A 25,819-nucleotide genomic window follows, 5' to 3' on the forward strand; every position below is an offset into this window, starting at 1 on the left:
TCACTTTCCGCCGGTTGTTGCCTGGCTCGACGTCAGGAAGCGCTGGAGGATGGCGAAGACGACGAAGGCGGGCAGGATGGTGAGGATGGCGGCTGCGAAGACCAGCGCATAGTCGGTGGAGCGTAGTGGATCGATCAGGCTCGCAATGGCGACTTGGGCGAGCTGGCCATCGTCGCTGCGCATCGCCGTGAGAGGCCAGAGATACCATTCCCAGACGAAGACGAAATGCATCAGCCAGCAGGCGATCAGTGCGCCGCGGATATTGGGCAGGATCGCGGTGCGCAGCACTTCCCATAGGCCCGCACCGTCAAGGGATGCGGCATGGTCGAGCTCGCGCGGCACTTCCTCGATCGCCTGACGGATGAGGTAAACGCCGATCGGCGAAAAGATGAAGGGCAGGGCAAGCCCCCAGAAACTGTCGATCAGCCCGAGATCCCGAACCACGAAGAAAAGCGGCGGCAGGATGACGTCGACGGGAATGAAAAGGGTAAATAGCATCAGGAGAAAAAGCGCCTGTCGGCCACGGAAGCGAAATCGCGAGAGCGCGTAACCGGCAAGCAGGCTGGAAACCGTCGTTCCTGTCGCCATGACGAAGCCGAGCAGTACGGTATTAAAGAGCTGGGTCTGCAAAAGTGGAAGCGTGAATGCACGACGATAGGCATCGATGCCCGGTTCGGCCGGCAGAAAGGTCCAGAGCGACAGGCTGCCGGCATATCGGTACATGTCGCTGTTGTCGCGGAAGGAGGCGGCGAGCGCGAGCAGGATCGGCGCCACGAACAGTGCCGCCAGCACAAGTCGGAGCATGAAGCGGAGCGGCCGTTTCATTCATAGGTCCACTTCACGGCAAGCCAGCGCAGCTCCAGCGCGATGATGACGATGAGCCCGAAGAGCAGCGCGAGCGACATGGCGCTTGCGGTGCCGAGATCGAAATAGCTGAAAGCGGTCTCGTAGATCTGGAAGCTAGCAAGGTCCGTCGCCCCGGTCGGGCCGCCCTTCGTCAGCATCAGCACGGGCACCAGGATCTGGAACGAGGCGAGCGTCGCCAGCACGACGGCGAACTGAAAGCTTCTAGCGAGAAGCGGCAGCGTGATGGTGAAGAACAGGGCGAACGGACCCGCGCCATCGAGCTTCGCAGCGTTAGCGATCTGCGGCGGGATGGCGGAAAGCCCGGCGAGGAATACCAGCATGGTGACGCCGACATCGCGCCAGATGGACAGGCCGAGCACCAGCATCTGCGCCGGCGCTTCCGTCGACAGCCAGGCGACGCGCGGCAGGCCGATGCCGGACAGGATGGCGTTGACCGCCCCGACATTGGCGTCGAACATATAGGCGAAGATGAAGGTGGTGACAGGAAGGCCGAAGAACATCGGCGAGATGACCATGGCCCGCACGACGGCATTGCCGCCGGTATTGGCCCGCAGCATCAGCGCCGCGGCGAGCCCCAGCGCAAGCTGCACAGGGACCTTTGCGACTGCTGCGAACAGGCTGAGCCAGAGCCCCCACTGGAAGCGGCTGTCGGAGAGGGCGAAGCCGAAATTATCCAGCCCGGCGTTGCCGATCCTCTGGCCACCGGGATCGAATGTTCCGGTACTCGTGTAGACCGCCTCGGCAATCAGCCAGAGCTTGAACAGGCACAGCATGACGAGGGCGGGCGCAAGAAACACGAGCGCCGGCCCCCAACCTTCCAGAAGGGCGGGCAATCGAGGCTTGAGCCTGACCGGTCTGATTGCGATTGTTGTATCCATAGGCATCGCGCTTGTGGTCTTGTCCTAACCGTAGCGGCGCAGCTGGGCGTCGATGCGCCGCGTGGCATCGTCGGCCAGCGGTTTCACGTCGCCGCCGCTGACGATGTCGGCCTCAAGCCGGCTCCACATCGTGTCGAGTTCGGAAAAGCCCGGCACCTTGGGGCGCGGCACCGACCATTCGGTGATGCTGTCGATGAACAGTGCCATGGGTTTCGTCTGGAATTCCGGACGGTCGGCGACCATCGATTTGCGGATCGGCGGTGATGTCCAGCCGCGCGCGACGACATCGTTGCCTTGGGGCGAGCCCATGAATTTCAAGAAAAGCTTGGCGTCACCTATCTTCGCCGTCTGGCGATTGACCAGCCAGGCGAAGGAGCCGGTATGGATGATCGGCGTCCGGATATAGGGAACCGGCGCGGTGGCGAGGTCGATATCCGGCCGCGCCTTTCTGATCGGCGCAAGGTAAAGCGGCACGCCGCAGAAGAAGGCGACCTGGTCGTTGTAGAACATGTCCTTCTGGGTGGAAACCGGGGCGATGCCGTGCCTGTGGTGGATGTCCTGGATGAGCTGCAGGCCTTTGATCGCCTCTGGAGAGTTGAGACAGCCGCTGCTCTTCAGTCCGTCGTCACTCACCATCTTCCAGGCATCCGAGCCCTTTTCTCCGGCGCTGCGCGGATAGCTGCCGGAGAAGAACAGGCCGGTATTGCCCATGTTCGGATAGAGGGCGAAGAACTGCTCGTTGCCGCGGCGCTTGCGCTCGGCCGCCTGGATTTCGGTGAAGACCCGCAGCCATTCGTCCCATGTCCATGCATCGGCCAGCGTTTCGGGCAGCTTCAGACCATAGCGCTCGGTCAGCTGGCGATCGTAATAGAGCGCCTGGCCGTTCTCGTTGGTGGAAGGGCCGTAGAACTCGCCGTCGATCTCGCTGCCGAGCCGCACCGTCGGAAAAAAATCCTCGAGATCTTCCTTGGTGAACATGTCGGTGACCGGTTCGATCAGGCCGAGCTTTTTATAGGTGATGACATTTGGCGCATTGGCGAGAAAAACGTCCGGACCAATGCCGCCCTGGTTGGCGGAGCGGACGGCGCGATCCAGGTCGCCGAACGGGACCTTGCGGAATTTCAGCGCGCCACCGCCGACGGCGCTCCATCTCTCTTGAACCCGCGCCATCATGTTGTCGACGAAGGCGCCGCCGTCCCAGATGAGCAGCTCCAGTTCTTCGCCCTTGAGCCCGGCATAGGGATCGGCCTGCGCGAAGGCCGGGGAAAGGCCGCCTAAGGCCGTGGCCGCAAGACCGGCGGAAAGGCCTTTGAGGACATCGCGACGGCTCGGCTCGAAAGGGATTGCGGATCTGGTCATCGGTCTCGTCCTTCGTGAAGCGGCGGATCGGAATGGCGGTGTCAGCGGGATGCGTATTCGGGAATATCGATGCTGAGTTCGCGGCGTATGATGTTCGTGCCCTTGACCAGCGCCTCGATCTTGCCGCGGGCGACATGGCGCGGCAGGAACCACATGCCGCAATCCGTCGAGGGATGAAGCCGCTCCGGCGGCACGATCTTCAGCGCTTCGCGCAGACGGTCGGCGATATGTTCGGGTGTCTCGATCTCATGCGTTCCCATACCGATCAGGCCGAGATGCACATGCTTGCCGCCGGCCTCCGTCAGGAGATCGGGTGAGTGGCCGGGCTGTTCATATTCGATGCTCATCGCCTGGATCGGGGTCTCCGACAGGAGGCGAAGGACCTCCGGGTAGGAGGGATTGATCATCTTGGAGGTCGAATATTTCGCATAGCCATAACAGACATGCAGCACGACCGGCGTGGTCACGCCTTCCAGCAGTCGTTCGATCGCCGCTTTGCCGATCTCGCGCGAGCGGCTCAGCTTGAAATGCAGGGCAGGGTCGGCGACCATGAGGACATCCGTCCCCTCCGCCTCCAGTTCCTTGAGCTCACGGTTCAGTACCTCGGCTAGTGCCAAGATGGCATCCTCGGGGCGCTGGTAGTATTCGTCGGCCAGCCGATCATAGAGCGTAAACGGACCGACGATCGGCGCCTTTACCGGCCGCCGCGCATGTTTTTTGAGGAAACGCAGCTCATTGACTGCCGGCGAGGAAATCCATTCCAGCGGCCCGGTGATCGTCGGAGACAGGCGAAAATTCTGCCAGAGTTCGCCGAAATCGGTGCGGGCGGTCTTGCTCTTGAGTTCGCTGGTGAACTCTTTGTCCCGGATCGTCTTCCGGCTGATGCCGCCGATCCCCTGGACGAAATGCCGGTCGTAATGCTGGCGGCGTATCTCGCCATCGGTCACGACATCGAGGCCGGCTCGCTCCTGCTCATCGATGGCCAGGAGCACCGCGTCGTCCATCGCGTCCTGCAGCACGTCGGGTTCCGGCCGCCACCAGCTGCCGTCATGGTGGTGTTCATGCCCGTGCCGTACCAGCCATTGCGGCTTCACATAGCTTCCGACGATCTGGGTGCTGAGCGGCTGCATGGAAATTTCCTGTATCCTGTTGGCAGAGAGACACCGCCATCACCCTTCTAAAGCCGGGGCAGGCGCGCCTGACAGGGCCACTTTCCGGCCGTCGCCCTGCCACTTGTCACAAAACCTCGTTGAAGGCGCAGCTATGTGACAACTGGCATGACCGGGTCACCGAAGTGGCTCTTCGATCGGCCATCGGCGCGGCGTTAATGTCGGTGCCGAAAGTGTTTCAGGAGATGCGGATGACCAGGATTGCTTTTATCGCCGATATTCATCACGGGCGGGACGTGATGACCAAGAAGAGCTCGCTCGGCCTGCCCTTGCTCGCCAGGTTCGCGGATTTCGTGCGTCAGGAGCGACCGGACATCGTCATCGATCTCGGTGACCGCATCTCGGACGAAAACCGCGAGCGGGATCTGCTGCTGGAGCGCCAGGTCGCCGAAGCGTTCAAGGCGATCGACGTGCCGGTGTTTCACCTTAACGGCAATCACGATCGCGACTTTCTGGAGGTCGCCGACAACGAGCAGATCCTCGGTCAGAGCCTCGGGCACCAGATCGTTGATCTCGGCGAGTGGCAGGTCATCCTGTGGCGGGCCGATACCCATATCCACAGGCTAGAAACGCATTCGACCTTCAGGCTCGCGGATGGCGATCTCGAATGGCTGGCCGCGCAGATGAAGGCCCTTTTAAAGCCGACCGTGATCGCCACGCATGTGCCGCTCTCCGGCCAGTCGCAGACCAGCAATTATTATTTCGAGAACAATCCGCATATCGCACGCTATCCGGAAACGGCCGAGATCCAAGCCGTGGTTCGCGCGGCGAAGGTGCCGGTCATCTGCATATCCGGCCATGTCCATTGGAATACGCTCACCTTCGTCGACGGCATACCCCATGTGACGCTGCAATCGCTGACAGAGACCTTCACGACAATGCCGGAAGCGGCGGAGGCCTGGGGCGTACTCGATCTCGGCGACATGGTGCGCTGGTCAGCCTTCGGCCGGCAGCGCTTCGGTTTCGAGGTCGATGCCGCATCGACGGCACAGCGTTGGCCGCAGCCGCACGGCAATTTTCACGAGATGCGCCGGAAGGCCATGGCCGCTGCCGCCCTATGAGCGGAGGATGTCGGCGAGATCCCGCATGCCCTTGATGGTGGTGAACTCGCCGGCATAGGCGAAGCCGAGCAGCAGCGCGCGGCGCTGCGGGTCGGCGTACCAGGGCGAGATGTTGCGTGGTTCCAGTCCGCGCGCAGCCGATTGGCGTAAAAGCCGCTCGACATCCATGCCATCGGGAAGCATCAGCATGTGACCGAGCCCGCCCGGTTCGGGAGACAGCTGCACTGCGGCCGGCATGTCATCCGGCCAAGAGCCGACCAGCGACTGCCGGCGCACCGCCAGAACGGCGCGCATCCTGTCGATATAACGGTCGAGATGTCCCTCCCGCATGAACTGTTCCAGCATGTATTGCTCGATCAGCGGCGGGCGGAAATCCATCGCCGCGCGGGTGGCGACCAGTCGGTCGATCATCGCGGGCTGGGCGACGATATAGCCGATCCGCAGCGAGCGGAACATCGTCCAGCTCCATGTGGAGAGGTAGATGGTGCGGTCGCGGCTCGCCTCGTCGGCGAAGATGGGTGGCCGCGGCTCGGGCAGCAGTGCGGTGTTGTCCATCTCCACAACATAGGCATCGTTCGCCTCGGCGCGCTGTTGAATATCCCGCTCGCGGGCATCGCTCAGCATCGACCCGGACGGAAACTGGCGGACAGGCGACAGGTGAACGAGCCGAAAGCGCTCGGGCGCCGTGTCGATCCGCAAGCCTTCTCCGTCCACCGGCAGTGGAACGACGTTGGCCCCGGCAAGCGTTAGGGTGGTGCGTATGCGCAGTTCAGCGGGATCTTCCATCAGCGCCACATCGCCGGTGCGCAGAAGCGTGCGCGCGACGAGATCAAGCCCCTGGGTCATGCCTGAGGTGACGATGATCTGATCGGGGTGGCAAACGAGCGCGCGGCGGCGCTTCAGGTAGGCGGCAATCTGCTCCCGCAGTGGGGCGAAGCCGGCGGGATCGCCTTCGCTCATCAGTTCGCGCATCCGCGCGGCCTGTTCCGTGCCGATCCTTTGCCAGACGTCGAAAGGGAAATAGTCGAGCGTCGGGCCCCAGGCGAGTGCGTTGACGACGGCGCGCGGCGCGGCGGGCAGTTCCGCGATCGGCGTGACGCGCCCCGGCAGGGCACGGCGCTGTTCGAGATAACGGACGGAATTGACGAATGTACCCGAGCCGGTGACACCGATGATCAGGCCCTCGGCCATCAGCATGTCGAAAGCGTCAGACACGGTGCTGCGGGAGACGCCGAGTTCCTGGCTGAGCTGACGTGTCGACGGCAGGCGCTGGCCCGGCTTATAGGCGCCACTCAGGATGCGGGTCTCTATGGATCGGGCAATCTGCTCGGCCAGAGGCAGGGAGGCGTCGCGATCGAGCTGAAACTGCATCCAATGCCCCTCCGCGGTATTCAGCCATTGGGAGACTGAGGATGACAGGTTTGACTAGTCCCGGGATGTTTCAGCAGGATGACGGTTGCGCCATCGCCACGAGAATTCCCAGCCATTCGGTTCTTTCCGCTCGTGTAACCTCGTCTTGGTGCAGTTTGCGATCTGTCCGTCACGTTTCCGAGGATCGACAAGTGCTTGCGTTTATGAGGGAACTCGATCGCCAGCTGCGCATTTTGTTGGATAAATCCAGCCAACTGCAGGTACCTCGATCGTGCGCGCGATATTGCTACTTCTGACCACCCTTGTTTTTGCTGTTGTCATCTTCTGCGCCGGCATGGCGGTCACCGCCTACCTGATCGCGGAGCCGGAGCCTCATCGCTTTGCCCATCTCGATACGCCTGACCTCTGGACGTCGGAGCCGGTCGTAATCGACCCTTCAAGGCAGAGCTATGAAAGGATCGCGGCAGCGCCTGCCATTGCCTCGCTGCCGGCGGTCGAATCCACGAAGCAGGACGTCGCCGCGCGCAGCGGTGATGATGGAAATGCTATTGATCAGGGCGCAGACAACGGATCCGTCGACGGGATGCAGACGGCTGCTCTTCTGCGCGATGACATGCCGCCCGCTGCCGTGACGGACCCTGCGCATGCGGAATGGTGTTATGACCGTTACCGGTCCTACACGCCGGAAGATAACAGCTATCAGCCCTATGGCGGAGGTCCGAGGCAGCAGTGCCAGTCGCCATGGACGCCGATGGCCGAGGACGCGCAGGCCAATGCTTCCGGCGATGCCTATAACCAGAAGATGGGCGTAGAGGCCGGGAGCGTGACTTACGCAACGGGCCAGGGTCAGCAGTCGGCTGCGCGCGTGCCCGCAGAGCATGCATCATCCGCGCCCGTCGGCGCCCATGAGGAATGGTGCTACGCGCGCTATCGCTCCTACCGCGTGGACGACAACAGTTACCAGCCGTTCGAAGGCGGTCCCCGCAGGGTATGCTCTTCGCCTTATGGCTGAGGCTCGGCTCCGGCGGGGGAGCCTCCTAGCTGGCCTCCCGCATCGCCTGTCTGTTCTCTTCTACCTTGAGCGTTTGGACGCGCTTGGCGAGCCAATCGACGACGACGCGCACCTTGTTGCTGAGGTGCCGGGTCTGCGGATAGACGATGTAGAGCGGAAATGATTCACAGGTCCAATCGGACAGTATCGGCACAAGCCTGCCTTTCTCGACCGGCTCCTTCGCCATGAACCGCGGCACCTGTGCAATCCCGATGCCCGCCATGGCGGCGTCGAGATAGGAGCGGGCATCGTTGACGGAGATGACATAGTTCGGGTCGATCTCGATCTCTTCATCGCCTCTCTTGAAATTCATCGGCATGATTCGTCCTGACGGCGCCTGCAGATAGCCGACACAGAAATGGTCGCCCCTGATTTCCTCCGGATGTGCCGGCTCGCCAAATTTTTCCAGATATCGCGGCGCGGCATAGGCCTGCATGCCGATTTCGCCCACCTTCCTGGCTATCAGCGACTGGTCCGTCGGCGTGCCGCCGCGCAGTGCGCAATCGACGTTCTCGGCGATGTAGTCCACCAGCCGGTCGCCGACACCGATATCGAGCTTGATCTGCGGATAACGTTCGTGAAACTCGCACAGATGCGGGATGATGATGAGGTCGGCGAAGGCGCCTGCCATCTCGACGCGCACCCGCCCGCTGGGCTGGGTCTGAGAGTTGGACATGCTGCCGTCGAGTTCGGCGATCTCGCCCAGGATCTGGATGGCGCGCTCGTAATAGAGAGCGCCATCGGTGGTCACCATGACCCGCCGCGTCGTGCGGTTGAGCAGCGTCGTATGCAGGTGCGCTTCCAGCGCCTGCACCATGTTTGTCACGGTTGTCTTGGGGATGTTCAGCGTCGTTGCAGCCCGGGTGAAATTGCCCGTCTCCACGACCCTGACGAATACCCGCATTGCCGACAACTGGTCCATGGCAAGCTCCTTGCGATGCGATTGTCCCGAAAAATGGAAAAGTGTTGCCGATCGGAGCGTATTGCGCTTGCGATCCCGAACAATAATATCTGAATCAGAATTTGCCGCAAGACCTGTGGCGGAACGGAAAGTTTTTGTAATGGCGCTGCGCTGGGAAACACTGGAGATCGACGGGCCATGGAAGGCCGCGATACCCGTGCGCATCCATCGCGCGCATGTTCAGGATGCCAAGCCGCCTGTCGTCCTCTACCTCAAGGGCGATGCGTTCCAGGATCCAGGTCAGGGCGTCACGCAGTCGCCTGTCGTGCAGGCATTTGAGGATGCCGGTGCCGTGGTCGTCGAGGCCGACTACGGCCGTGTGTCGCAGAATGTCTTTCCAAAGGCGATGGAATGCGCCTTCATGGCCCTTTACGGGCTGAATGCCAAGTTGAAGCAGTTCGGCAGCGGCAAGTCGCTCCTTCTGATTGCCGGCGATGAAGCCGGTGGCAATGTGGCCGCCGGTGCCGCGCTGAAGGCGAGGGACCAGATGCCCGGGCAGCTTGCCGGCCAGGTGCTGCTCTCGCCGATGATCGACCCGCTGATGACATCGGCTTCGATTCGCCGGGCGGACGAGATCGGCATGCGCGAAAAGTGGTCGGACGGCTGGAGCCGTTATCTCGGCACCGCCTGTGTGATGCAGCATCCCTATGCTGCGCCGTGCCTATGCTCGAGATTGTCCGGCCTGGCGCCTGCACTCGTGGTGACGTCTGAAGACGATCCGCTACGCGACGAGGTTGTCGGATATGCAAACCGCCTGCGGGAATCCGGCGTGGCGGTGCGCCAGCGCATCTTTTCGGCCGAATGCGGCTGGACGGATGTCTACCGTCAGGGTGTCGGCAGATGGCTGCCCTCTCTCTGTTCGGAATTCAGGGAATTCGTGGCCGGGTTACGATTGTAATACGAAGGCTTCGAAGTCGGATACATCTGCAACTACAGGATCATAACCAGTTCACAGGGAGCAGTTGTATGGTCTGTGATGAGAAAGTTTGACGGGGATTCGGGAAGACGGGGCGGTAAAAGGCATCCGCAGGTGCGGCAGCTTCACTCGGTCTTCCCCGGCGAACCACTGCCAACAATGCGTTTGAGCATATTGCGTTTCTGAATTGAGCCAATCGGCGGGCGATAGACCGCCAGGAGAGAACAACATGACTGCGAAATCTAACCGCTGGGCCCTGTGGGGCGCCGGCCTGGCTACGTCTGTGCTCATCGTGGGCGCAGGGATCTATCTGGATCTGCCGCAAGGCGCCAATGCGGCTTCCTCGCCGGAAGCGGCTGCCCCGGCTGCAATTCCCGTGACCGTCGCCATCATCCAGCCGCGCAGCGTCGCGACCTGGCAGGAATTTTCCGGCCGACTCGAAGCCGTCGACCGGGTCGATGTGCGCACCAGAGTGGCCGGCGCCGTGCAATCGGTGCATTTCCGTGAAGGCGGATTGGTCAAGGCCGGTGATCTCCTCGTGACGATCGATCCGGAGCCCTTCAAGGCGGCTCTTGCCGAAGCCCAGGGCCTGGTTGCTTCCGCGGAGGCCAAGCTCGAATATGCCGAGACGGAACTCGAGCGTGGCCGCACTCTTCTTGCCCGCAACACCATCCCGCAGAGCGATCTGTCCCAGCGCCAGAGCAATCAGCGCGAAGCAGTCGCAAACCTGCAGTCGGCCAAGGCCGGCCTGAGGGTGGCTGAACTCAACCTCGGCTACACCGAAATCCGGGCACCGATTGCCGGTCGTGTCGGCAGGATCGAAGTCACCATCGGCAATCTGGTGGCCGCGGGCTCCTCATCGGCGCCTCTGACCACGCTGGTATCTTCTGATCCGATCTATGCGAGCTTCGACGCCAGTGAAGAGCTCGTCACCCGTACGCTCGCCGAGCTTCCGCTCGACAACGGCCAGCCGGCGATCGAGCATGTGCCTGTCGAGATCGCAACGCTCGCTTCGGGGTCGGCGCTCATCAAGGGGCATCTCCAGCTCATCGACAACCAGGTCAATGCCGGAACCGGCACGATCCGGGTGAGGGCGGTATTCGACAATCCGGGTGGCCGCATGATTCCGGGCCAGTTCGTCCGTGTGCGAATGGGTGAGCCTGAGCCGATGAGCCGCATGCTGGTGAGCGAACGCGCCCTCGGCAACGACCAGGACAAGAAGTTCGTCCTGGTCGTCGATGACGCCAACAAGGTCACCTATCGCCCGGTCGACCTTGGCGAGGCGGTTGACGGCATGCGGATCGTCGAAAAGGGACTGAATCCCGGCGACCGCGTCATCGTCAACGGTTTGCAGCGTGTCCGCCCCGGCGCCGTGGTCGACCCGCAAGACGAAGCGAAGGTCGCCGCCAAGTAAGATTGGCCGACTTTTGACTGATTAGCCGGCCGGGAACCGGCCTCAATGGAAATCACTGATGTTCGCCCGTGGCCTTGTGCCGCGGGCGCAAGAGGGCTGTTGCCCGTTGGATTTTGCCCAGGAGAGAGGGCTTCAAGATGAACATATCCCGTTTCTTTATCGACAGACCCGTGTTTGCGGGTGTCCTGTCCGTTCTGATCGTCGTCGCCGGCCTGCTTGGTCTGCGCGCATTGCCGATCTCGGAATATCCCAACGTCGTGCCGCCGTCGGTGGTGGTCAAGGCCACCTATCCGGGCGCCAACCCGACCGTCATCGCCGAGACCGTCGCGACGCCTCTGGAAGAGCAGATCAACGGCGTCGAGGACATGCTCTACATGTCCAGCCAGGCGACGTCCGACGGCGTGATGACGCTGACCGTAACCTTCAAGCTGGGTACCGATCCCGACAAGGCGCAGCAGCTGGTGCAGAACCGGGTGTCGCAGGCCGAGCCGAGATTGCCGGAAGAAGTACGCGCGCTCGGCATCACGACGGTGAAAAGCTCGCCGGACTTCATCATGGTGGTCAACCTCGTCTCGAGCAACGACCGCTATGACCTGACATACCTGCGCAACTACGCGACCTTGAACATCAAGGACAGGCTCGCCCGTATCGAAGGTGTCGGCCAGGTGCAGATCTTCGGCGCCGGTGACTATTCCATGCGCGTCTGGATCGACCCGCAGAAGGCGGCGGCGCTTTCGCTGGCCGCCAGCGACATCACCAACGCGGTGCGTGCCCAGAACGTGCAGGCAGCTGCCGGTATCATCGGCGCTTCGCCGTCGGTGCCCGGCGTCGACCTGCAGCTGAACGTCAATGCTCAGGGCCGCCTGACGACGCCGGAGGAATTCGGCAACATCATCGTCAAGACCGGCGCCAACGGCGAAATCACCCGCCTGCGCGACGTGGCCCGCATCGAACTCGGAGCAGCTGACTATTCGCTGCGTTCGCTTCTCGACGGCGAGCCTGCCGTCGCAATCCCGGTTCTCCAGGCACCCGGCTCGAACGCGATCGAGATCGCCGACGAAGTCGTCTCGACCATGGACGAGCTGCAGAAGGCCATGCCGGAAGGCGTGAAATACGAGATCGTCTATGACACGACGAAGTTCGTCCGGTCGTCGATCGAAAAGGTCGTCGATACGCTTCTGGAAGCCGTCGCGCTCGTCGTTCTCGTCGTCATCATCTTCCTGCAGACGTGGCGCGCCTCGATCATTCCGCTGATCGCGGTTCCGGTCTCGGTCATCGGCACGTTCGCGGTCATGTATGCCTTCGGCTTCTCGATCAACGCGCTGACATTGTTCGGCCTCGTGCTGGCGATCGGTATCGTCGTCGACGATGCGATCGTGGTGGTGGAGAACGTCGAGCGAAATATCGAGAACGGGCTCTCGCCGCGTGACGCGACTTATCGTGCAATGAAAGAAGTCTCAGGCCCGATCGTCGCCATCGCGCTCGTGCTGGTGGCCGTCTTCGTGCCGCTCGCCTTCATCTCCGGCCTGTCGGGCCAGTTCTATCGCCAGTTCGCGTTGACGATCGCCATCTCGACGGTCATTTCCGCGATCAACTCGCTGACGCTGTCGCCGGCGCTTGCGGCTCTTCTCCTGAAGGACCATCATGCTCCGAAGGACTGGCTGACCCGCGGCATGGACAAGGTACTCGGCTGGTTCTTCCGTGGCTTCAACCGTGGTTTCGGGGCCGCCGCAAACGGCTATGGCCGCGGCGTCGGCGGGCTGCTGTCGCGCAAGAGCATCGTCATGGTGATCTACCTGGCTCTGGTCGGCGCGACCTACGGCATGTTCAACATGGTGCCGGGCGGTTTCGTGCCGGCGCAGGACAAGCAGTACCTGATCGGCTTCGCACAGTTGCCTGACGGTGCAACGCTCGACCGGACGGAAGACGTCATCAAGCGCATGAGCGATATCGCGCTGGAACAGCCGGGCGTCGAACATGCGATTGCCTTCCCGGGCCTGTCGATCAACGGCTTCACAATCGGCTCCAACTCCGGCATCGTCTTTGCGGTTCTGGATGACTTTGAAAACCGCAAGACGCCGGAGCTTTCGGGTGGTGCCATCGCCATGGCGCTGAACCAGAAATATGCCGGCATCCAGGATGCCTTCATCGCCATGTTCCCGCCGCCGCCGGTCAACGGCCTCGGCACGACGGGCGGCTTCAAGCTGCAGATCGAGGACCGTGCCGGCTACGGATACAAGACGCTCGATGAAGCCACCAAGGCTGTCATGGCGAAGGCCGCCACGGCTCCGGAGCTGACGGGTGTCTTCTCCAGCTTCCAGATCAACGTGCCGCAGCTCTATGCGGATCTGGATCGTGCCCGCGCCGAACAGCTGGGCGTCTCCGTTACCGACGTCTTCGAAACGCTGCAGATCTATCTGGGATCGCTCTACGTGAACGATTTCAACGCCTTCGGCCGCACCTACAGCGTCCGTGTCCAGGCGGATGCGCAGTATCGAGCCAAGGCCGAGGATATCGGCAATCTGAAGGTTCGTTCGCAGTCTGGCGAGATGATCCCGCTATCGGCGCTCCTCAAGGTCGATGCCTCGGCAGGCCCTGAGCGGACGACCCGTTACAACGGCTTCCTGTCGTCGGACATCAGTGGAGCGCCGGCACCGGGTTTCTCCTCCGGTCAAGCTGAGGCTGCGATCACCAAGATCCTGGCCGAGACCCTGCCGTCCGGTGTCGAATTCGAATGGACCGACCTGACCTATCAGCAGATCCTTGCGGGCAATTCGAGCATCATCGTCTTCCCGCTGGCCCTGCTGCTGGTCTACCTCGTGCTCGCCGCCCAGTATGAAAGCCTGACACTGCCGATCGCGATCATCATGATCGTGCCGATGGGCGTGCTGGCGGCTTTGACCGGTGTCTGGCTGACGGGAGGTGACAACAACATCTTCACCCAGATCGGGTTGGTGGTGTTGGTGGGGCTATCGGCGAAGAACGCGATCCTGATCGTCGAATTCGCCCGAGAGCTGGAACTTGCCGGCCGCAAGCCCTTCGAGGCTGCGGTGGAAGCCAGCCGCCTGCGTCTGCGTCCGATCCTGATGACGTCGATGGCCTTCATCATGGGCGTTGTGCCGCTGGTCATCTCGACCGGTGCCGGTGCCGAGATGCGTGCCGCAATGGGCGTCGCCGTCTTCTCCGGCATGATCGGCGTCACCTTCTTCGGCATCTTCATGACGCCCGTCTTCTACTTGCTGGCGCGATTGCTGACGGGCAACCGCCCGCTCGTGCATCACGGCAGCGAGGTTGCGCCCGCTCTCTCTCCAGCGGAATAGGGCGCAATGCCGCGCGGGTGTTTCCCGGCCCGCGCGGCACTTTTCTTCATCTCATAATGCACCGCCGTCGATGACCAGCGTCTGAGCTGTCATGGCGGCGGAGGCGTTTGAGGCAAGGAACAGGCATGGGCCCACGAGGTCGGTTCCGTCGAGATTCCGCTTCAGGCACTGCCGGTCGATCATCGCCGCCATGCCTTCATCGCTCAGCCAAAGGCGCTTTTGCCGCTCCGTGACGATCATTCCCGGCAGGATTGCATTGGCCCTGATCCCATCCGGTCCGAGAGCGCCCGCGAGGCTTTTCGTCAACCCGATGATCCCAGCTTTGGCCGTCGTATAGGCCGGCATCCCTCCCATGTTGAGCAGGTAGGAAATCGACGAGAAGTTGACGATCGCGCCACGGCCTTCCTTCTTCATGAAGGGGGCTGCGGCCTGCGAAACGAAGAACATCTGCTTCAGGTTGATCGCCTGGCTCCTGTCCCAATAGTCTTCCGTCACATCCTCCAGATCATGCCGGTCGTCCCAGCCCGCATTGTTGATCAGCACGGTCAGTGATCCGAGGGCTGCGGCCGCGTCCCTTACGGCTGTTTGAGCCTCTGCGACGTCGGAGAGATCGGCACGGAAGAAGCGCGGTGCATGAACGTTGCCTGCTGCCAGTCTTTCGACCAGTGCCCGGCTCGGCTCTTCCGCGATATCGATGAATGCGACCTTGGCCCCCTGCCTGGCGAATCCTTCGACGAGATCGGCACCGATGCCGGAACCTCCGCCGGTGATGAGCACGCCTGTATCTTCAAGATCGGCGTGCCGTACGGATGGATATGTCAAATGCTCCTCCCAACGCTCCATTTCGGCTTTCGAACTTATTGTCACCGGTGAAAAAGTCACTCGAAGGTTTGCGCCTGCTGATATTGCGGGGTAGTCATGCACACCTGCCTTTGCCACTCGTTCCGAGAGGATCTCCCTTGTCGTCTTCGTCTTCCGCAAGCTCTGTCCTGCCAACCCCAGTCCTGCCGACAAAGGACTATGCCGCCTTCCTGTTCGACATGGACGGCACGATCCTGACCTCGACCGCCGCTGCCGAACGCGTCTGGGGGCGCTGGGCTGCCGAGAAGGGGCTGGACGTCGAAGCTTTTCTGCCGACCATGCATGGCCGCCGCGGGATCGACACGATCACGGATCTCGCCCTTCCCGGCGTCGATCCGGTCGTTGAGGCTGAAAAGATCCTGCAGGGTGAGATCGAGGATGTCGAAGGCGTGGTTGCCCTCGGCGGCGCGGCCGAATTCCTGGCAAGCCTGCCGCAGGAGCGCTGGGCGATCGTCACATCGTCGCCGCTGGAGCTTGCCAAGGCACGGCTCGCGGCCGCCGGCATCCCCATCCCGAAATATCTGGTCTCTGCCGAAGACGTGACGATCGGCAAGCCCAATCCCCAGGGTTACCGTCTCGGGGCCGAGCGTCTGGGCGCAAAGCCGGAAGATGTTCTTGTTTTTGAGGATGTCGTTGCCGGTATCAGGGCAGGTGAGGCGGCAGGTGCCGAGGTCATGGTCATCACCGCGACCCACAGCCATCCGATCGACGGCGGCCAGTACCGGATGGCCGATTACCAGACCGTCGCCGCCCACGTGGGCGATGACGGCCGTTTGTCGATCCGCAGCAAATAGCAGCGCGTTAGGCTGGCTGGTTTGCGCTCTTCATGAATTGTACCGTCGCGAACCAGAGCACGGTACCAAGCACGATCAGCGCGCCGGCGATCACATACTGCACCGGATCGCGACCGGTCCACGGCCCGGTCAGGAAGGCGCAGGAGAGCGCACCGAGCACCGGCAGGATCGTCGGCGTGCGGAAATGTTTGTGCTCGACCTTGTCCTTGCGCAGGATCAGCACGGCGACGTTGACGATGGCAAAGACGCAGAGCAGCAGCAGTGCCGTCGTGCCGCCAAGCTCCTTTACACCGCCCGCAAAAACGATCAGCGCTACTGCCAGCAGTGACGTGAAGATGATCGCGACATACGGCGTGCGGCGGCCGGAATGCACCTTGCCAAGCACGTCCGGCAGCACGTTCTGGCGGGCCATGCCGTAAAGCAGGCGGCTTGCCATCATCATGTTGATCAACGCCGAATTGGCAACGGCAAACATGGTGATCACGGCGAAGATGCCGATCGGGAAACCCGGCGCACCGGCCTGGATGACCTTCAGAAGCGGTGTTTCGCCTTCGCCCAGTTCATTGGCCGGGACCAGCGTGATCGCCGAGATGGCCACCAGGATGTAGATTACGCCGGTGATCAGCAGACCGCCCAACAGGACCTTGGGAAAGATCTTGCTCGGCTTCTTGCATTCCTCTGCCATGTTGACCGAGTCCTCGAAGCCGACCATGGCGAAGAAGGCGAGGGTGGTCGCCGCGATCACCGGCCAGAAGGTGCCGCTGCCTTCCGGCGTGGTGAAGGTCCAGGCGCGCGAGACATCGCCCTGGCCGCCCATGATGGCCCAGAAGCCGATACCGATGATGATCAGCAGACCCGTGAGCTCGACCATGGTCAGAACCACGTTCATCTTCACGCTTTCGCCGACCCCACGGAAATTGATGGCGGCAACCAGCGCAATGAAGCCGACCGCAATCAGCGGCACGCCCCAGGCACCGAAATCGAGGCCGAGTGACGTGGAGAAATTGGCGGCAAAGGCGCGCGACGCGGTGGCGGCCGAAGTAATGCCCGAGGACATGACGGCGAAAGCGACCAGGAATGTCACGAAATGGATGCCGAAGGCCTTGTGAGTGTAGAGAGCTGCGCCCGCGGCCTGCGGATATTTCGTTACCAGTTCCAGATAGCTGCAGGCGGTCAGCAGTGCGACGATGAAGGCAATCAGGAACGGCAGCCAGACAACGCCGCCGACTTCGGCTGCGACCTGACCGGTGAGCGCGTAGATGCCGGTCCCGAGAATATCGCCGACGATGAAGAGAAGCAGCAGGCCGGGTCCCATGACCCGTTTCAGCTCGCCTTCCTTCTCGTCCCCAAGCTTGGCCGGATCGATCGTCTTCTCCATTGCGGCTCCTCCACATGCGCACATATTGAACGCATCAATGGCGGCAAGGCCTCAATTGTTCCAGTTGTAACGGGCGTTTACCGGCGCGCTGCCATTATTTTGCAACAATTAGGTCCTGCCATTGTGTTCGGCGCACAGGCGCACCACCTGTCGCTCGCTGCCCTTCGAGACGGAGAGTTATCTATGCGCTGGTTCTGCTCCAATTGTGAAACTGCCGCCTTGGCCGATGGTCCTGATCTCATCGCGGCGGCCGACACGGGCAGATCCGACGTCTGGCATTTCCTCCGATCCTGGGCGAGCAACCCGCTTCGCGTCGGGGCTGTTGCCGCTTCCGGAGAAACGCTGGCAAGGCTGATCACCCGCGAAATCGGTAGCGATGCGGGCAAGGTCATCGAACTTGGGCCGGGAACCGGTGTCTTTACACGAGCGCTTCTGGCCAATGGTGTGGCCGAACAAGATCTGACGCTGATCGAATATGGCGAGGAGTTCATGCCCGCCCTGACGCGCCGTTTCCCCAAGGCACGCGTGATGCGCATGGACGCCTCCAGGCTTCGCAAGGCCAACGTATTCGAGGGACAGGTGGCCGGTGCCGCCGTCAGCGGTCTTCCGCTTCTGTCCATGTCGCCGCGCAAGCAGACGGCGATCCTTGCGGGCGTATTCGCTTATCTGCGTCCCGGCGCCTCGCTTTACCAGTTCACCTATGGCCCGCGATGCCCGGTGCCGCGCCGCATTCTCGACAGGCTCGGGCTGAAGGCCGTGCGCGTCGGCGGAACCGTTCGCAACATTCCGCCTGCCGCCGTCTACCGGATTTCGCGGCGACGTCCGTTCGATTTCAGCTCAGGTTCAGAGTGATCCAGGCGAGCACCACGTAGCGCAGCCCCTTGCCGACAAAGACCAGTGCCAGAAATGTCGGCAGCGGCTCGCGCATCACGCCGGCCGCAACCGTCAGCGCATCCCCGCCTATCGGCAACCAGCTCAGGAGCAGCGACCACTTGCCGTAGCGGCCATACCAGCGCTGCGCGCGCTCGAGCTGATGCGGCTTGACCGGAAACCATCGCTTATCCTTGAACCGCTCGACGCCGCGCCCGAGCAGCCAGTTCACCGCCGCGCCAAGCGTATTGCCGACCGAAGCCGTCAGCAGCAGCGCCGCTACCGAATAGTCCCCGGTGAGGATCAGCCCGACCAGGATTGCCTCCGATTGCATCGGAAACAGCGTCGCTGCGATGAAGGCCGCCGAGAAAAGCCCGGCATAGGCTGCGAAATCGAACATCGATCCGGGTATCTTTCTCCATGAAACATCACAAAAAAGGGCGGAAAAGATCCGCCCTTTTTCTATGTGTCTGTCAGCGTGCCTCAGGCCTTGCTGATGCCCTTGGTGTCGTCTGCCACCGCATCTTCCGCCGGCTTCTGTGCCTGGTGACGGGTGCGCCAGTCGCCGAGGAAGAGCAGGATCGGAGCAGCGATGAAGACCGACGAGAGAGCTGCGACCGCGATGCCGAACACCATCGGGATGGCGAAGCTCGACACGGCGCTGCCGCCCCAGATCGCCATCGGCAGCATGCAGAGGAATGCCGTTGCCGAGGTGTAGAGGCTTCGTGCCAGCGTTTCGTTGATCGACAGGTCGATCAGGTCACGCAGCGGCATCTTCTTGTAGATGCGCATGTTTTCGCGCATGCGGTCATAGACGACGACCTTGTCGTTGACCGAGTAGCCGACGAGCGTCAGCACGGCCGCGATGGCGGTCAGGTTGAAGTCCAGCCCGGTGATCGCGAAGAAACCGACGGTCTTGGTGATGTCGAGGATCAGCGTCACGATCGCTCCGACCGCGAACGGCCATTCGAAGCGGACCCAGATGTAGATCATCATCGCGATGGAGGCCAGGAAGAGCGAGAGGAAGCCGGCAATCGCCAGTTCTCCCGAAACCTTCGGGCCGACGACTTCGGTGCGTTCCACCTTGGCGGTCGGATCGATCTTGGTGACCTCTGTCTTCAGTCTTTCGACGGCAACGGTCTGCGCCTCTTCGCCGCCTTCCTGACGCTCGACGCGCACGAGAACGCGATTATGCGCACCGAATTCCTGCAGGCCGACTTCGCCGAAGCCGAGTTCGCTGAGACCGGAACGGAAGGCCGCAAGATCGGCTTCGTTCTGGGTGACGACTTCCATCTGGATGCCGCCGCGGAAATCGACGCCGTAGTTCAGGCCAGGCTTGAAGAACAGGAAGACGGAAGCGATCGACAGGATGACCGAGACGCCGATACCGACGAAGCGGCCACGCATGAAACGGATCTTCGTGCCGTCCGGAACCAGATTGATCGGCAGAAGCGGCTTGATCTCGATCTTCTTCAGCTTGCGGCGGGCGGTGATCGCGATCATGGCGACGCGCACGACCGAAACGGCGGTGAACATCGAGATCATGATGCCAAGGCCCATGGTCACGGCAAAGCCGCGAACCGGGCCGGAGCCGAACCAGAAGAGCAGCACGGTGGCGATGAGGGCGGTGACGTTGGAGTCGACGATGGTCGAATAGGCACGGGCGAAGCCCGCATCGATTGCGGCAAAGGCGCTCTTGCCCTTGCGGGTTTCTTCCTTGATGCGCTCGTTGATGAGAACGTTTGCGTCGACGGCAAGGCCGATACCGAGCACGACACCGGCAATGCCGGGTAGAGTCAGTGTCGATCCGATCAGCGTCAGGCCTGCGAATGTCAGGATGACGTTGATGAGCAGTGCCGTGTTGGCGAGAATGCCCCAGAAGCCATAGAGGAAGAACATGAAGCCGACGACGAGCACGAAGCCGATGAAGCCGGTGAAGATGCCCATCTCGATGGCGTCGGACCCGAGGTCGGCGCCGACGGTGCGTTCTTCGATGACGGTGAGCTTGGCCGGCAGCGAGCCTGCGCGCAGCAGGGCGGCCAGCGTCGAGGTCTGCTGAGGCGTGAAGTCGCCGGAGATCTGCCCGGAGCCCTGGGTGATCGGCGTCTGAATGACTGGGGCGCTGAGCACCTTGTTGTCGAGGACGATGGCGAAAGGACGGCCGACATTTGCGGTGGTGATCTGCGCGAAACGTGTCGCACCGGCGCTGTCGAAGCGGAACGAGACGATCGGCCGCTGGGTCTGCTGTTCGAAGGCGGCGCGGGCATCCGTCAGACGGTCGCCGGAAAGTTCGACGCGGTCGAGAACCGGATATTCCTGGCCACGCTCGTCGGGGATCATGGTGACGCCCGGTTCGCCCGGATTGCCGAGCAGGTGGAAGCTCATCTTCGCGGTCGAACCGAGAAGCTGGCGAAGGCGGGACGGATCCTGCTCGCCGGGCAGCTGGACGAGGACGCGGTCAGAGCCGACGCGCTGGATCGTCGGTTCGGCAACGCCGACCTGGTCGACGCGCTGGCGGATGATCTCGAGGCTCTGCTCGACCGCCGCAGTGATATGGGCGTCGATGCCGGCCTCGGTCTGCGCGATCGAGATGGAATTCTCGCTTGGCGTGGTGATCGAGAGATCGGTTCCGCCGACGGTGCCGAAGCCGACCGGATTGGCCAGCGTCTGCAGTTCGGTAACGGCCGCGTCGCGCTGGGTACCGTCACGCAGCGTGACGAGGATGGCATCGCCTGCGCGGCGGATTGCCGACGTATTGATGTTCTTGTCGCGCAGGACGCGTCGGGTGTCCTGGGTCAGGCTCTGGATGCGCTCGTTGATCAGGTCGGCCCGATCGACTTCAAGCACGAGGTGCGAACCGCCCCTCAGGTCGAGACCGAGCGAGACCCGGCTGTGCGGGAGCCAGGACGGCACGCGGTCGAGTACCGACTGCGGAAGCACGTTCGGCAGGGCGACCAGTATGCCGATGATGATGATGAAGACATAGGTCCCCACCAGCCACGGTGAATTTCTCATTGTTCAAATCCTGTTAGGCCCCGACCGATGCTCGGATCGTAAGGCCGTCAAATTTCATGCTGCCAGGCAACACATGCCTTAATCAGGCGACAAGCGGTGGGGCACGGGGCAGGGCGCCCGGCCAGTTGATGCGCTTGATGGACGGGCGCCGATAGTCGAGAGCCCGGGCGGCCGCATAGTGATGCGTCGCAATTTCGAAGAATGCCGGAGGCGGCAGGCCGTCATCGGTGGCGATATGGCCGCCGGAATTGTCCTTGCGTTCGGCAATGGTGACGGCGCGCAGGCCGTCACGTTTTGTGAGCGTCGGTGATCTGTCGGAGCGATCGTCGATCGGGCGTGCTGCAGCGGCGAGATCCAGATTGCGCGGAGCGCCGGCGAGAAGGCCGAAGAGGGCGATGAGGAATGCTGCGGCAAGAACTGGCACGCGCGCGAGATCGCTCTGCGCGCGGTGGCCCTTTTTCCGTCTTGGTAGCGGCAATACCGCCATCCGCATCGACTCCGGATATTAGAGTGTCCGAATTGTCCTCGGATGACGCCGCCTTCTAAAGGAGAGCGTCATCCGGGTCAACAAAACGGGCCATCAAAGAGGCGCGAGGGGCTTAGCGGATCCGCTTTGCAGCGGGTTCCGGCACCAGTTCGCCATTAAGGCGACGGTCGAGATAGTCCTCGCATTCGCCCATCAGCGTCTCAACCTGGCCGTTGAAGAAGTGGTTGGCGTTCTCCACGGTCTTGTGCGTGATGAGAATGCCCTTCTGCGTCTTCAGCTTTTCGACGAGGCCGTTCACGTCCTTTTCGGGCGCAACCTTGTCTGAATCGCCGTTGATGATCAGTCCGGAGGACGGGCAGGGGGCGAGGAAGGAGAAGTCGTAGGTGTTCGGCTGCGGCGCAATCGACATGAAGCCTTCGATTTCCGGACGGCGCATCAGAAGCTGCATGCCTATCCAGGCGCCGAACGAATAGCCGGCGACCCAACAGCTCTTCGAATCGGGATGCAGGCTCTGCACCCAGTCGAGCGCCGATGCCGCATCCGAAAGTTCGCCCGCGCCGTGGTCGAATTCGCCCTGGCTACGCCCGATGCCGCGGAAGTTGAACCGCAGTGTCGTGAAACCGCGCTTCTGGAACATGTAGAAGAGCTGGTAGACGATCTGGTTGTTCATCGTGCCGCCGAACTGAGGGTGCGGGTGCAGGATGATGGCGATCGGGGCGCTCTTTTCCTTGGACGGCTGGTAGCGTCCTTCCAGGCGGCCGGCTGGGCCGTTGAAAATCACTTCGGGCATCGGTACTCCGGTCAATCGTGTCCGGTTCCAACCTGTTCATCACGTCGGGTTTGACTTGACGAACTCGCTCAGCTTTTCTAGAACTCAGTTTAGAACCATTCGAAATTGGGCAAGCAGACGCATTGCCCGTTGCGAAGTCTCTTAAGGCAAGCCCGGTCGAAATTTCAAGGAAAATGCGGCTTGGGGCGGCTTGCCTTTGATGATGTGCTAATTTGGAACGAAAGCGCGATCAGGCAATGGCGTTGCAGCGAACATATCTGGACTGGAATGCGACTGCTCCTTTGTCAGAGCCGGCTCGCATTGCCATGCTCGATGCGCTGGCGCTGCCGGGCAATGCGTCTTCCGTCCATGCAGAGGGACGCTCGGCCCGCACCGGCGTGGAAAAGGCGCGACGTCAGGTCGCCGCCCTCGTCGGCGCCGAACCTGCGCATGTGACCTTTACCAGCGGTGCGACGGAAGCTGCCAACCACGTTCTGACGCCGGACTACCGCATGGGACGTGCGCCCATCGCGATCTGGCATCTTTACGTCTCCGCGATCGAGCATCCGGCAATCCGCGAAGGCGGACGCTTTTCTGCCGAAAATGTGACCGAAGTGCCGGTGACATCAGCCGGAACGCTCGATCTGTCCGCTTTGGAAGATCTGCTCGCTCGTCATGACCACGCATCCGGAATGCCGATGGTGGCGGTCATGCTCGTCAACAATGAAACCGGTATAGTCCAGCCGGTCGCGGAAGCGGCGGCGCTTGCGCATAAATATCGCGGGCTGATGGTTGTCGACGCAGTTCAGGCTGCCGGCCGCTTGCTGCTCGATATCAGTGCTCTGGATGCGGATTTCCTGATCATCTCCTCTCACAAGATCGGTGGTCCCAAGGGCGTCGGCGCCCTGATTTCGCGCGGAGAGGTGCTCATGCCGAAGCCCCTCATCCGTGGCGGCGGACAGGAAAAGGGCCATCGCTCTGGGACGGAAAATTTTCATGCGATCATAGGCTTCGGCGCAGCTGCTGAAGTGATGTCTCAGAATATCGAGGCGCGCATCGAACGAATCGGTGCTCTGCGCGATCGCCTGGAGCGGTCGATGAAGGATGTCGCCCCCGACGTCGTCATTTATGGCGACGAGGTGACGCGGGTCGCCAATACCAGCTTTTTCACCCTCCCGGGATTGAAGGGAGAGACCGGCCAGATCGCTTTCGATCTGGAAGGCGTCGCACTCTCGGCGGGCTCCGCCTGCTCGTCCGGCAAGGTCGGCCAGAGCCATGTGCTGACGGCGATGGGGCGTGATCCGGATGTCGGTGCGCTGCGCATCTCGCTCGGCCCGGATACGACGGAAGCGGATATAGAAAAGGCGATCACCGCCTTCGGAAAAATTGCCATGCGCCGAAAGGCGCCGGGCCAGGCCGCTTAAGCGGCGCCAAATTTGCGGAATGGCAAATTTCCGCTTGCCAAGAGGTGTGAAAACCGCCTTTTGGCGCCTACATGGGGGAGGCATTGTTTTCCCCGCTCGAATGACGGAATTGCCGGAATTTGAACCGGCAACACAGGGAGTTTTAAAGATGCCTGCTGTCCAGGAAACGATCGATCAGGTCCGTGGGATCGATATCGATCAGTACAAGTATGGCTTCGAGACATTCATCGAAGTGGACAAGGCGCCCAAGGGCCTTTCGGAAGACATCATTCGCTTCATTTCGGCCAAGAAGCAGGAGCCGGACTGGATGCTGGAATGGCGTCTCGACGCCTATAAGCGTTGGCTGACCATGGAAGAGCCGACCTGGGCGCGCGTCGATTATCCGAAGATCGACTTCAACGATATTTATTATTACGCCGCGCCGAAGAACATCACGGGCCCTGTGTCGTTGGATGAAGTCGACCCGGAACTGTTGAAGACCTATGAGAAGCTCGGCATTCCGCTGCGCGAGCAGGAAATTCTCGCCGGCGTGCAGACCTCCAAGGTCGCCGTCGACGCCGTCTTCGATTCGGTCTCGGTCGTCACGACCTTCAAGAAGGAGCTGCAGAAGGCCGGCGTGATCTTCATGTCGATCTCGGAAGCCATTCGCGAGCATCCCGAACTGATCAAGCAGTATCTCGGCTCGGTGGTTCCGACGACCGACAACTACTATGCGACGCTGAATGCGGCGGTCTTCACCGACGGCTCCTTCGTGTTCGTACCGAAGGGCGTCCGCTGCCCGATGGAGCTGTCCACCTACTTCCGTATCAACGAGAAGAACACCGGCCAGTTCGAACGCACGCTGATCATCGCCGAGGAAGGCGCCTACGTGTCCTACCTCGAAGGCTGCACCGCGCCTCAGCGCGACGAAAACCAGCTTCACGCTGCCGTCGTCGAACTGGTTGCGCTGGATGATGCCGAGATCAAGTATTCCACCGTCCAGAACTGGTTCCCGGGCGACAAGGAAGGCAAGGGCGGCATCTACAACTTCGTCACCAAGCGTGGCGATTGCCGCGGTCACCGCTCCAAGATCTCCTGGACCCAGGTCGAAACCGGTTCAGCGATCACCTGGAAATACCCGTCCTGCATCCTGCGCGGCGACGACAGCCGCGGCGAGTTCTATTCGATCGCCGTGTCGAACGGTCACCAGCAGATCGACAGCGGCACCAAGATGATCCATCTCGGCAAGAACACGTCGAGCCGCATCATCTCCAAGGGCATTTCCGCCGGCGTGTCGCAGAACACCTATCGCGGTCAGGTGTCGATCAATCGCCGGGCGGAAAACGCCCGCAACTTCACCAACTGCGACTCGCTCCTGATCGGCGACAAGTGCGGTGCGCATACGGTGCCTTATATCGAGGCGAAGAACCAGTCGGCGCAGATCGAACACGAGGCAACTACCTCGAAGATCTCCGACGACCAGAAGTTCTACGCCATGCAGCGCGGCATCCCGGAAGAAGAGGCGATCGCGCTGATCGTTAACGGCTTCGTCAAGGACGTCATCCAGCAGCTGCCGATGGAATTTGCCGTCGAAGCCCAGAAGCTGATCGGCATCTCGCTAGAGGGTAGCGTGGGGTAATGAACGAAAAGGTCGAGAACCTCATTCTGGAGCATCTGCGTGTCATGCGCGCCGACATCGCGTCGATCAACGACGAGATACGCGGGATCCGCAGTGAAATGCGGTCGATGAAACAGCATATGGCGGGGTTCATGACCCATGAGATCAACCAGGACGGAGACATTGCGGAACTCAAGGTCCGCATGGATCGCATAGAGAAGCGGCTTGAGCTGAGCGACGATTGAGCTCGCCCGCCG

The 25,819-nt window shown here is 61.8% G+C and carries 22 protein-coding genes; 10 read left to right on the forward strand and 12 right to left on the reverse strand.

What is annotated here, in order from left to right:
- From BM216_RS18475 to BM216_RS18490, 4 genes are read right to left on the reverse strand one after another with little or no spacing between them, the layout of a single operon-like run.
- A complete protein-coding gene (locus BM216_RS18475) occupies nucleotides 1–825 on the reverse strand; it encodes a carbohydrate ABC transporter permease (RefSeq protein WP_093000671.1) in 825 nt (274 codons plus the stop codon).
- A complete protein-coding gene (locus tag BM216_RS18480) occupies nucleotides 822–1,745 on the reverse strand; it encodes a carbohydrate ABC transporter permease (protein WP_177230831.1) in 924 nt (307 codons plus the stop codon). Before BM216_RS18480 ends, BM216_RS18475 begins: the two co-directional genes overlap by 4 nt.
- Before the next feature lie 24 nt (nucleotides 1,746–1,769).
- The gene (locus BM216_RS18485; RefSeq protein ID WP_093000673.1) at nucleotides 1,770–3,104 is read right to left on the reverse strand and encodes a sugar ABC transporter substrate-binding protein; all 1,335 of its coding nucleotides are present in this window, start codon (nucleotides 3,102–3,104) and stop codon (nucleotides 1,770–1,772) included.
- Nucleotides 3,105–3,145: 41 nt separating this feature from the next.
- Complete coding sequence (locus BM216_RS18490; protein ID WP_093000674.1) at nucleotides 3,146–4,234, reverse strand: uroporphyrinogen decarboxylase/cobalamine-independent methonine synthase family protein; 1,089 nt, start codon at nucleotides 4,232–4,234, stop codon at nucleotides 3,146–3,148.
- A 230-nt stretch (nucleotides 4,235–4,464) separates the two neighbouring features.
- On the opposite strand from BM216_RS18490, the gene BM216_RS18495 reads away from it, so the two are divergent.
- Nucleotides 4,465–5,334, forward strand: coding sequence for a metallophosphoesterase family protein (locus tag BM216_RS18495; RefSeq protein WP_093000675.1), 870 nt, complete (start codon nucleotides 4,465–4,467; stop codon nucleotides 5,332–5,334).
- Here BM216_RS18495 and BM216_RS18500 read toward each other — a convergent pair.
- Complete coding sequence (locus BM216_RS18500; RefSeq protein WP_093000676.1) at nucleotides 5,329–6,705, reverse strand: aminotransferase-like domain-containing protein; 1,377 nt, start codon at nucleotides 6,703–6,705, stop codon at nucleotides 5,329–5,331. The genes BM216_RS18495 and BM216_RS18500 overlap by 6 nt on opposite strands.
- 271 nt (nucleotides 6,706–6,976) lie before the next feature.
- Here BM216_RS18500 and BM216_RS18505 point away from each other — a divergent pair, with 271 nt between their 5' ends.
- Nucleotides 6,977–7,717, forward strand: coding sequence for a BA14K family protein (locus BM216_RS18505; RefSeq protein ID WP_093000677.1), 741 nt, complete (start codon nucleotides 6,977–6,979; stop codon nucleotides 7,715–7,717).
- Nucleotides 7,718–7,742: 25 nt separating this feature from the next.
- On the opposite strand, the gene BM216_RS18510 is transcribed toward BM216_RS18505, so the two are convergent.
- Entirely contained in the window at nucleotides 7,743–8,678 is a 936-nt protein-coding gene (locus BM216_RS18510; RefSeq protein WP_093000678.1) for a LysR family transcriptional regulator, read from the reverse strand.
- A 139-nt stretch (nucleotides 8,679–8,817) separates the two neighbouring features.
- On the opposite strand from BM216_RS18510, the gene BM216_RS18515 reads away from it, so the two are divergent.
- The 3 genes from BM216_RS18515 to BM216_RS18525 all read left to right on the forward strand — a co-directional run bounded on the left by BM216_RS18515 (nucleotide 8,818) and on the right by BM216_RS18525 (nucleotide 14,367).
- Nucleotides 8,818–9,615 (forward strand): alpha/beta hydrolase fold domain-containing protein, encoded by a 798-nt coding sequence (locus tag BM216_RS18515; protein WP_093000679.1) that lies wholly within the window; start codon nucleotides 8,818–8,820, stop codon nucleotides 9,613–9,615.
- A 247-nt stretch (nucleotides 9,616–9,862) separates the two neighbouring features.
- Nucleotides 9,863–11,047: an efflux RND transporter periplasmic adaptor subunit gene (locus tag BM216_RS18520; RefSeq protein WP_093000680.1), complete on the forward strand. Its 1,185-nt coding sequence runs from the start codon at nucleotides 9,863–9,865 to the stop codon at nucleotides 11,045–11,047.
- A gap of 137 nt (nucleotides 11,048–11,184) precedes the next feature.
- Nucleotides 11,185–14,367 carry an efflux RND transporter permease subunit gene (locus BM216_RS18525; protein ID WP_093000681.1) on the forward strand — a complete coding sequence of 1,061 codons (3,183 nt, stop codon included), beginning with the start codon at nucleotides 11,185–11,187 and terminating at the stop codon, nucleotides 14,365–14,367.
- 51 nt (nucleotides 14,368–14,418) lie between these two features.
- On the opposite strand, the gene BM216_RS18530 is transcribed toward BM216_RS18525, so the two are convergent.
- A complete protein-coding gene (locus tag BM216_RS18530) occupies nucleotides 14,419–15,189 on the reverse strand; it encodes an SDR family NAD(P)-dependent oxidoreductase (protein WP_177230832.1) in 771 nt (256 codons plus the stop codon).
- Nucleotides 15,190–15,326: 137 nt separating this feature from the next.
- Here BM216_RS18530 and BM216_RS18535 point away from each other — a divergent pair, with 137 nt between their 5' ends.
- Nucleotides 15,327–16,022: an HAD-IA family hydrolase gene (locus tag BM216_RS18535; protein ID WP_280141688.1), complete on the forward strand. Its 696-nt coding sequence runs from the start codon at nucleotides 15,327–15,329 to the stop codon at nucleotides 16,020–16,022.
- Between the two features lie 7 nt (nucleotides 16,023–16,029).
- Here the strand turns inward: BM216_RS18535 and BM216_RS18540 are convergent, their stop codons facing one another.
- On the reverse strand, nucleotides 16,030–17,400 hold the full coding sequence (locus BM216_RS18540; protein ID WP_093000683.1) for an APC family permease: 1,371 nt from the start codon (nucleotides 17,398–17,400) through the stop codon (nucleotides 16,030–16,032).
- Nucleotides 17,401–17,583: 183 nt separating this feature from the next.
- Here BM216_RS18540 and BM216_RS18545 point away from each other — a divergent pair, with 183 nt between their 5' ends.
- Nucleotides 17,584–18,252, forward strand: coding sequence for a class I SAM-dependent methyltransferase (locus BM216_RS18545; RefSeq protein WP_244530226.1), 669 nt, complete (start codon nucleotides 17,584–17,586; stop codon nucleotides 18,250–18,252).
- Here BM216_RS18545 and BM216_RS18550 read toward each other — a convergent pair.
- The 4 genes from BM216_RS18550 to BM216_RS18565 all read right to left on the reverse strand — a co-directional run bounded on the left by BM216_RS18550 (nucleotide 18,233) and on the right by BM216_RS18565 (nucleotide 22,562).
- Complete coding sequence (locus BM216_RS18550) at nucleotides 18,233–18,670, reverse strand: YqaA family protein (protein WP_093000684.1); 438 nt, start codon at nucleotides 18,668–18,670, stop codon at nucleotides 18,233–18,235. The two genes, BM216_RS18545 and BM216_RS18550, sit on opposite strands and share 20 nt — an antisense overlap.
- Before the next feature lie 83 nt (nucleotides 18,671–18,753).
- A complete protein-coding gene (gene secD / locus BM216_RS18555; protein WP_093000685.1) occupies nucleotides 18,754–21,285 on the reverse strand; it encodes a protein translocase subunit SecD in 2,532 nt (843 codons plus the stop codon).
- Nucleotides 21,286–21,367: 82 nt separating this feature from the next.
- Nucleotides 21,368–21,772 carry a hypothetical protein gene (locus BM216_RS18560; protein ID WP_143102796.1) on the reverse strand — a complete coding sequence of 135 codons (405 nt, stop codon included), beginning with the start codon at nucleotides 21,770–21,772 and terminating at the stop codon, nucleotides 21,368–21,370.
- A gap of 112 nt (nucleotides 21,773–21,884) precedes the next feature.
- Entirely contained in the window at nucleotides 21,885–22,562 is a 678-nt protein-coding gene (locus BM216_RS18565; RefSeq protein ID WP_093000687.1) for an alpha/beta hydrolase, read from the reverse strand.
- Between the two features lie 236 nt (nucleotides 22,563–22,798).
- On the opposite strand from BM216_RS18565, the gene BM216_RS18570 reads away from it, so the two are divergent.
- The 3 genes from BM216_RS18570 (at nucleotide 22,799) to BM216_RS18580 (ending at nucleotide 25,807) form a co-directional block, all read left to right on the forward strand.
- Nucleotides 22,799–23,965, forward strand: a complete 1,167-nt coding sequence (locus BM216_RS18570) for a cysteine desulfurase family protein (protein WP_093000688.1) — start codon at nucleotides 22,799–22,801, stop codon at nucleotides 23,963–23,965.
- A 148-nt stretch (nucleotides 23,966–24,113) separates the two neighbouring features.
- Nucleotides 24,114–25,583: a Fe-S cluster assembly protein SufB gene (gene sufB / locus BM216_RS18575; RefSeq protein ID WP_093000753.1), complete on the forward strand. Its 1,470-nt coding sequence runs from the start codon at nucleotides 24,114–24,116 to the stop codon at nucleotides 25,581–25,583.
- On the forward strand, nucleotides 25,583–25,807 hold the full coding sequence (locus BM216_RS18580) for a hypothetical protein (protein WP_093000689.1): 225 nt from the start codon (nucleotides 25,583–25,585) through the stop codon (nucleotides 25,805–25,807). The genes sufB and BM216_RS18580 overlap by 1 nt, the downstream gene beginning before the upstream one ends.
- Nucleotides 25,808–25,819 lie beyond the last annotated feature (12 nt).

The organism is Rhizobium sp. NFR07, from assembly GCF_900111905.1.
In the GTDB taxonomy this organism is placed as follows: domain Bacteria; phylum Pseudomonadota; class Alphaproteobacteria; order Rhizobiales; family Rhizobiaceae; genus Neorhizobium.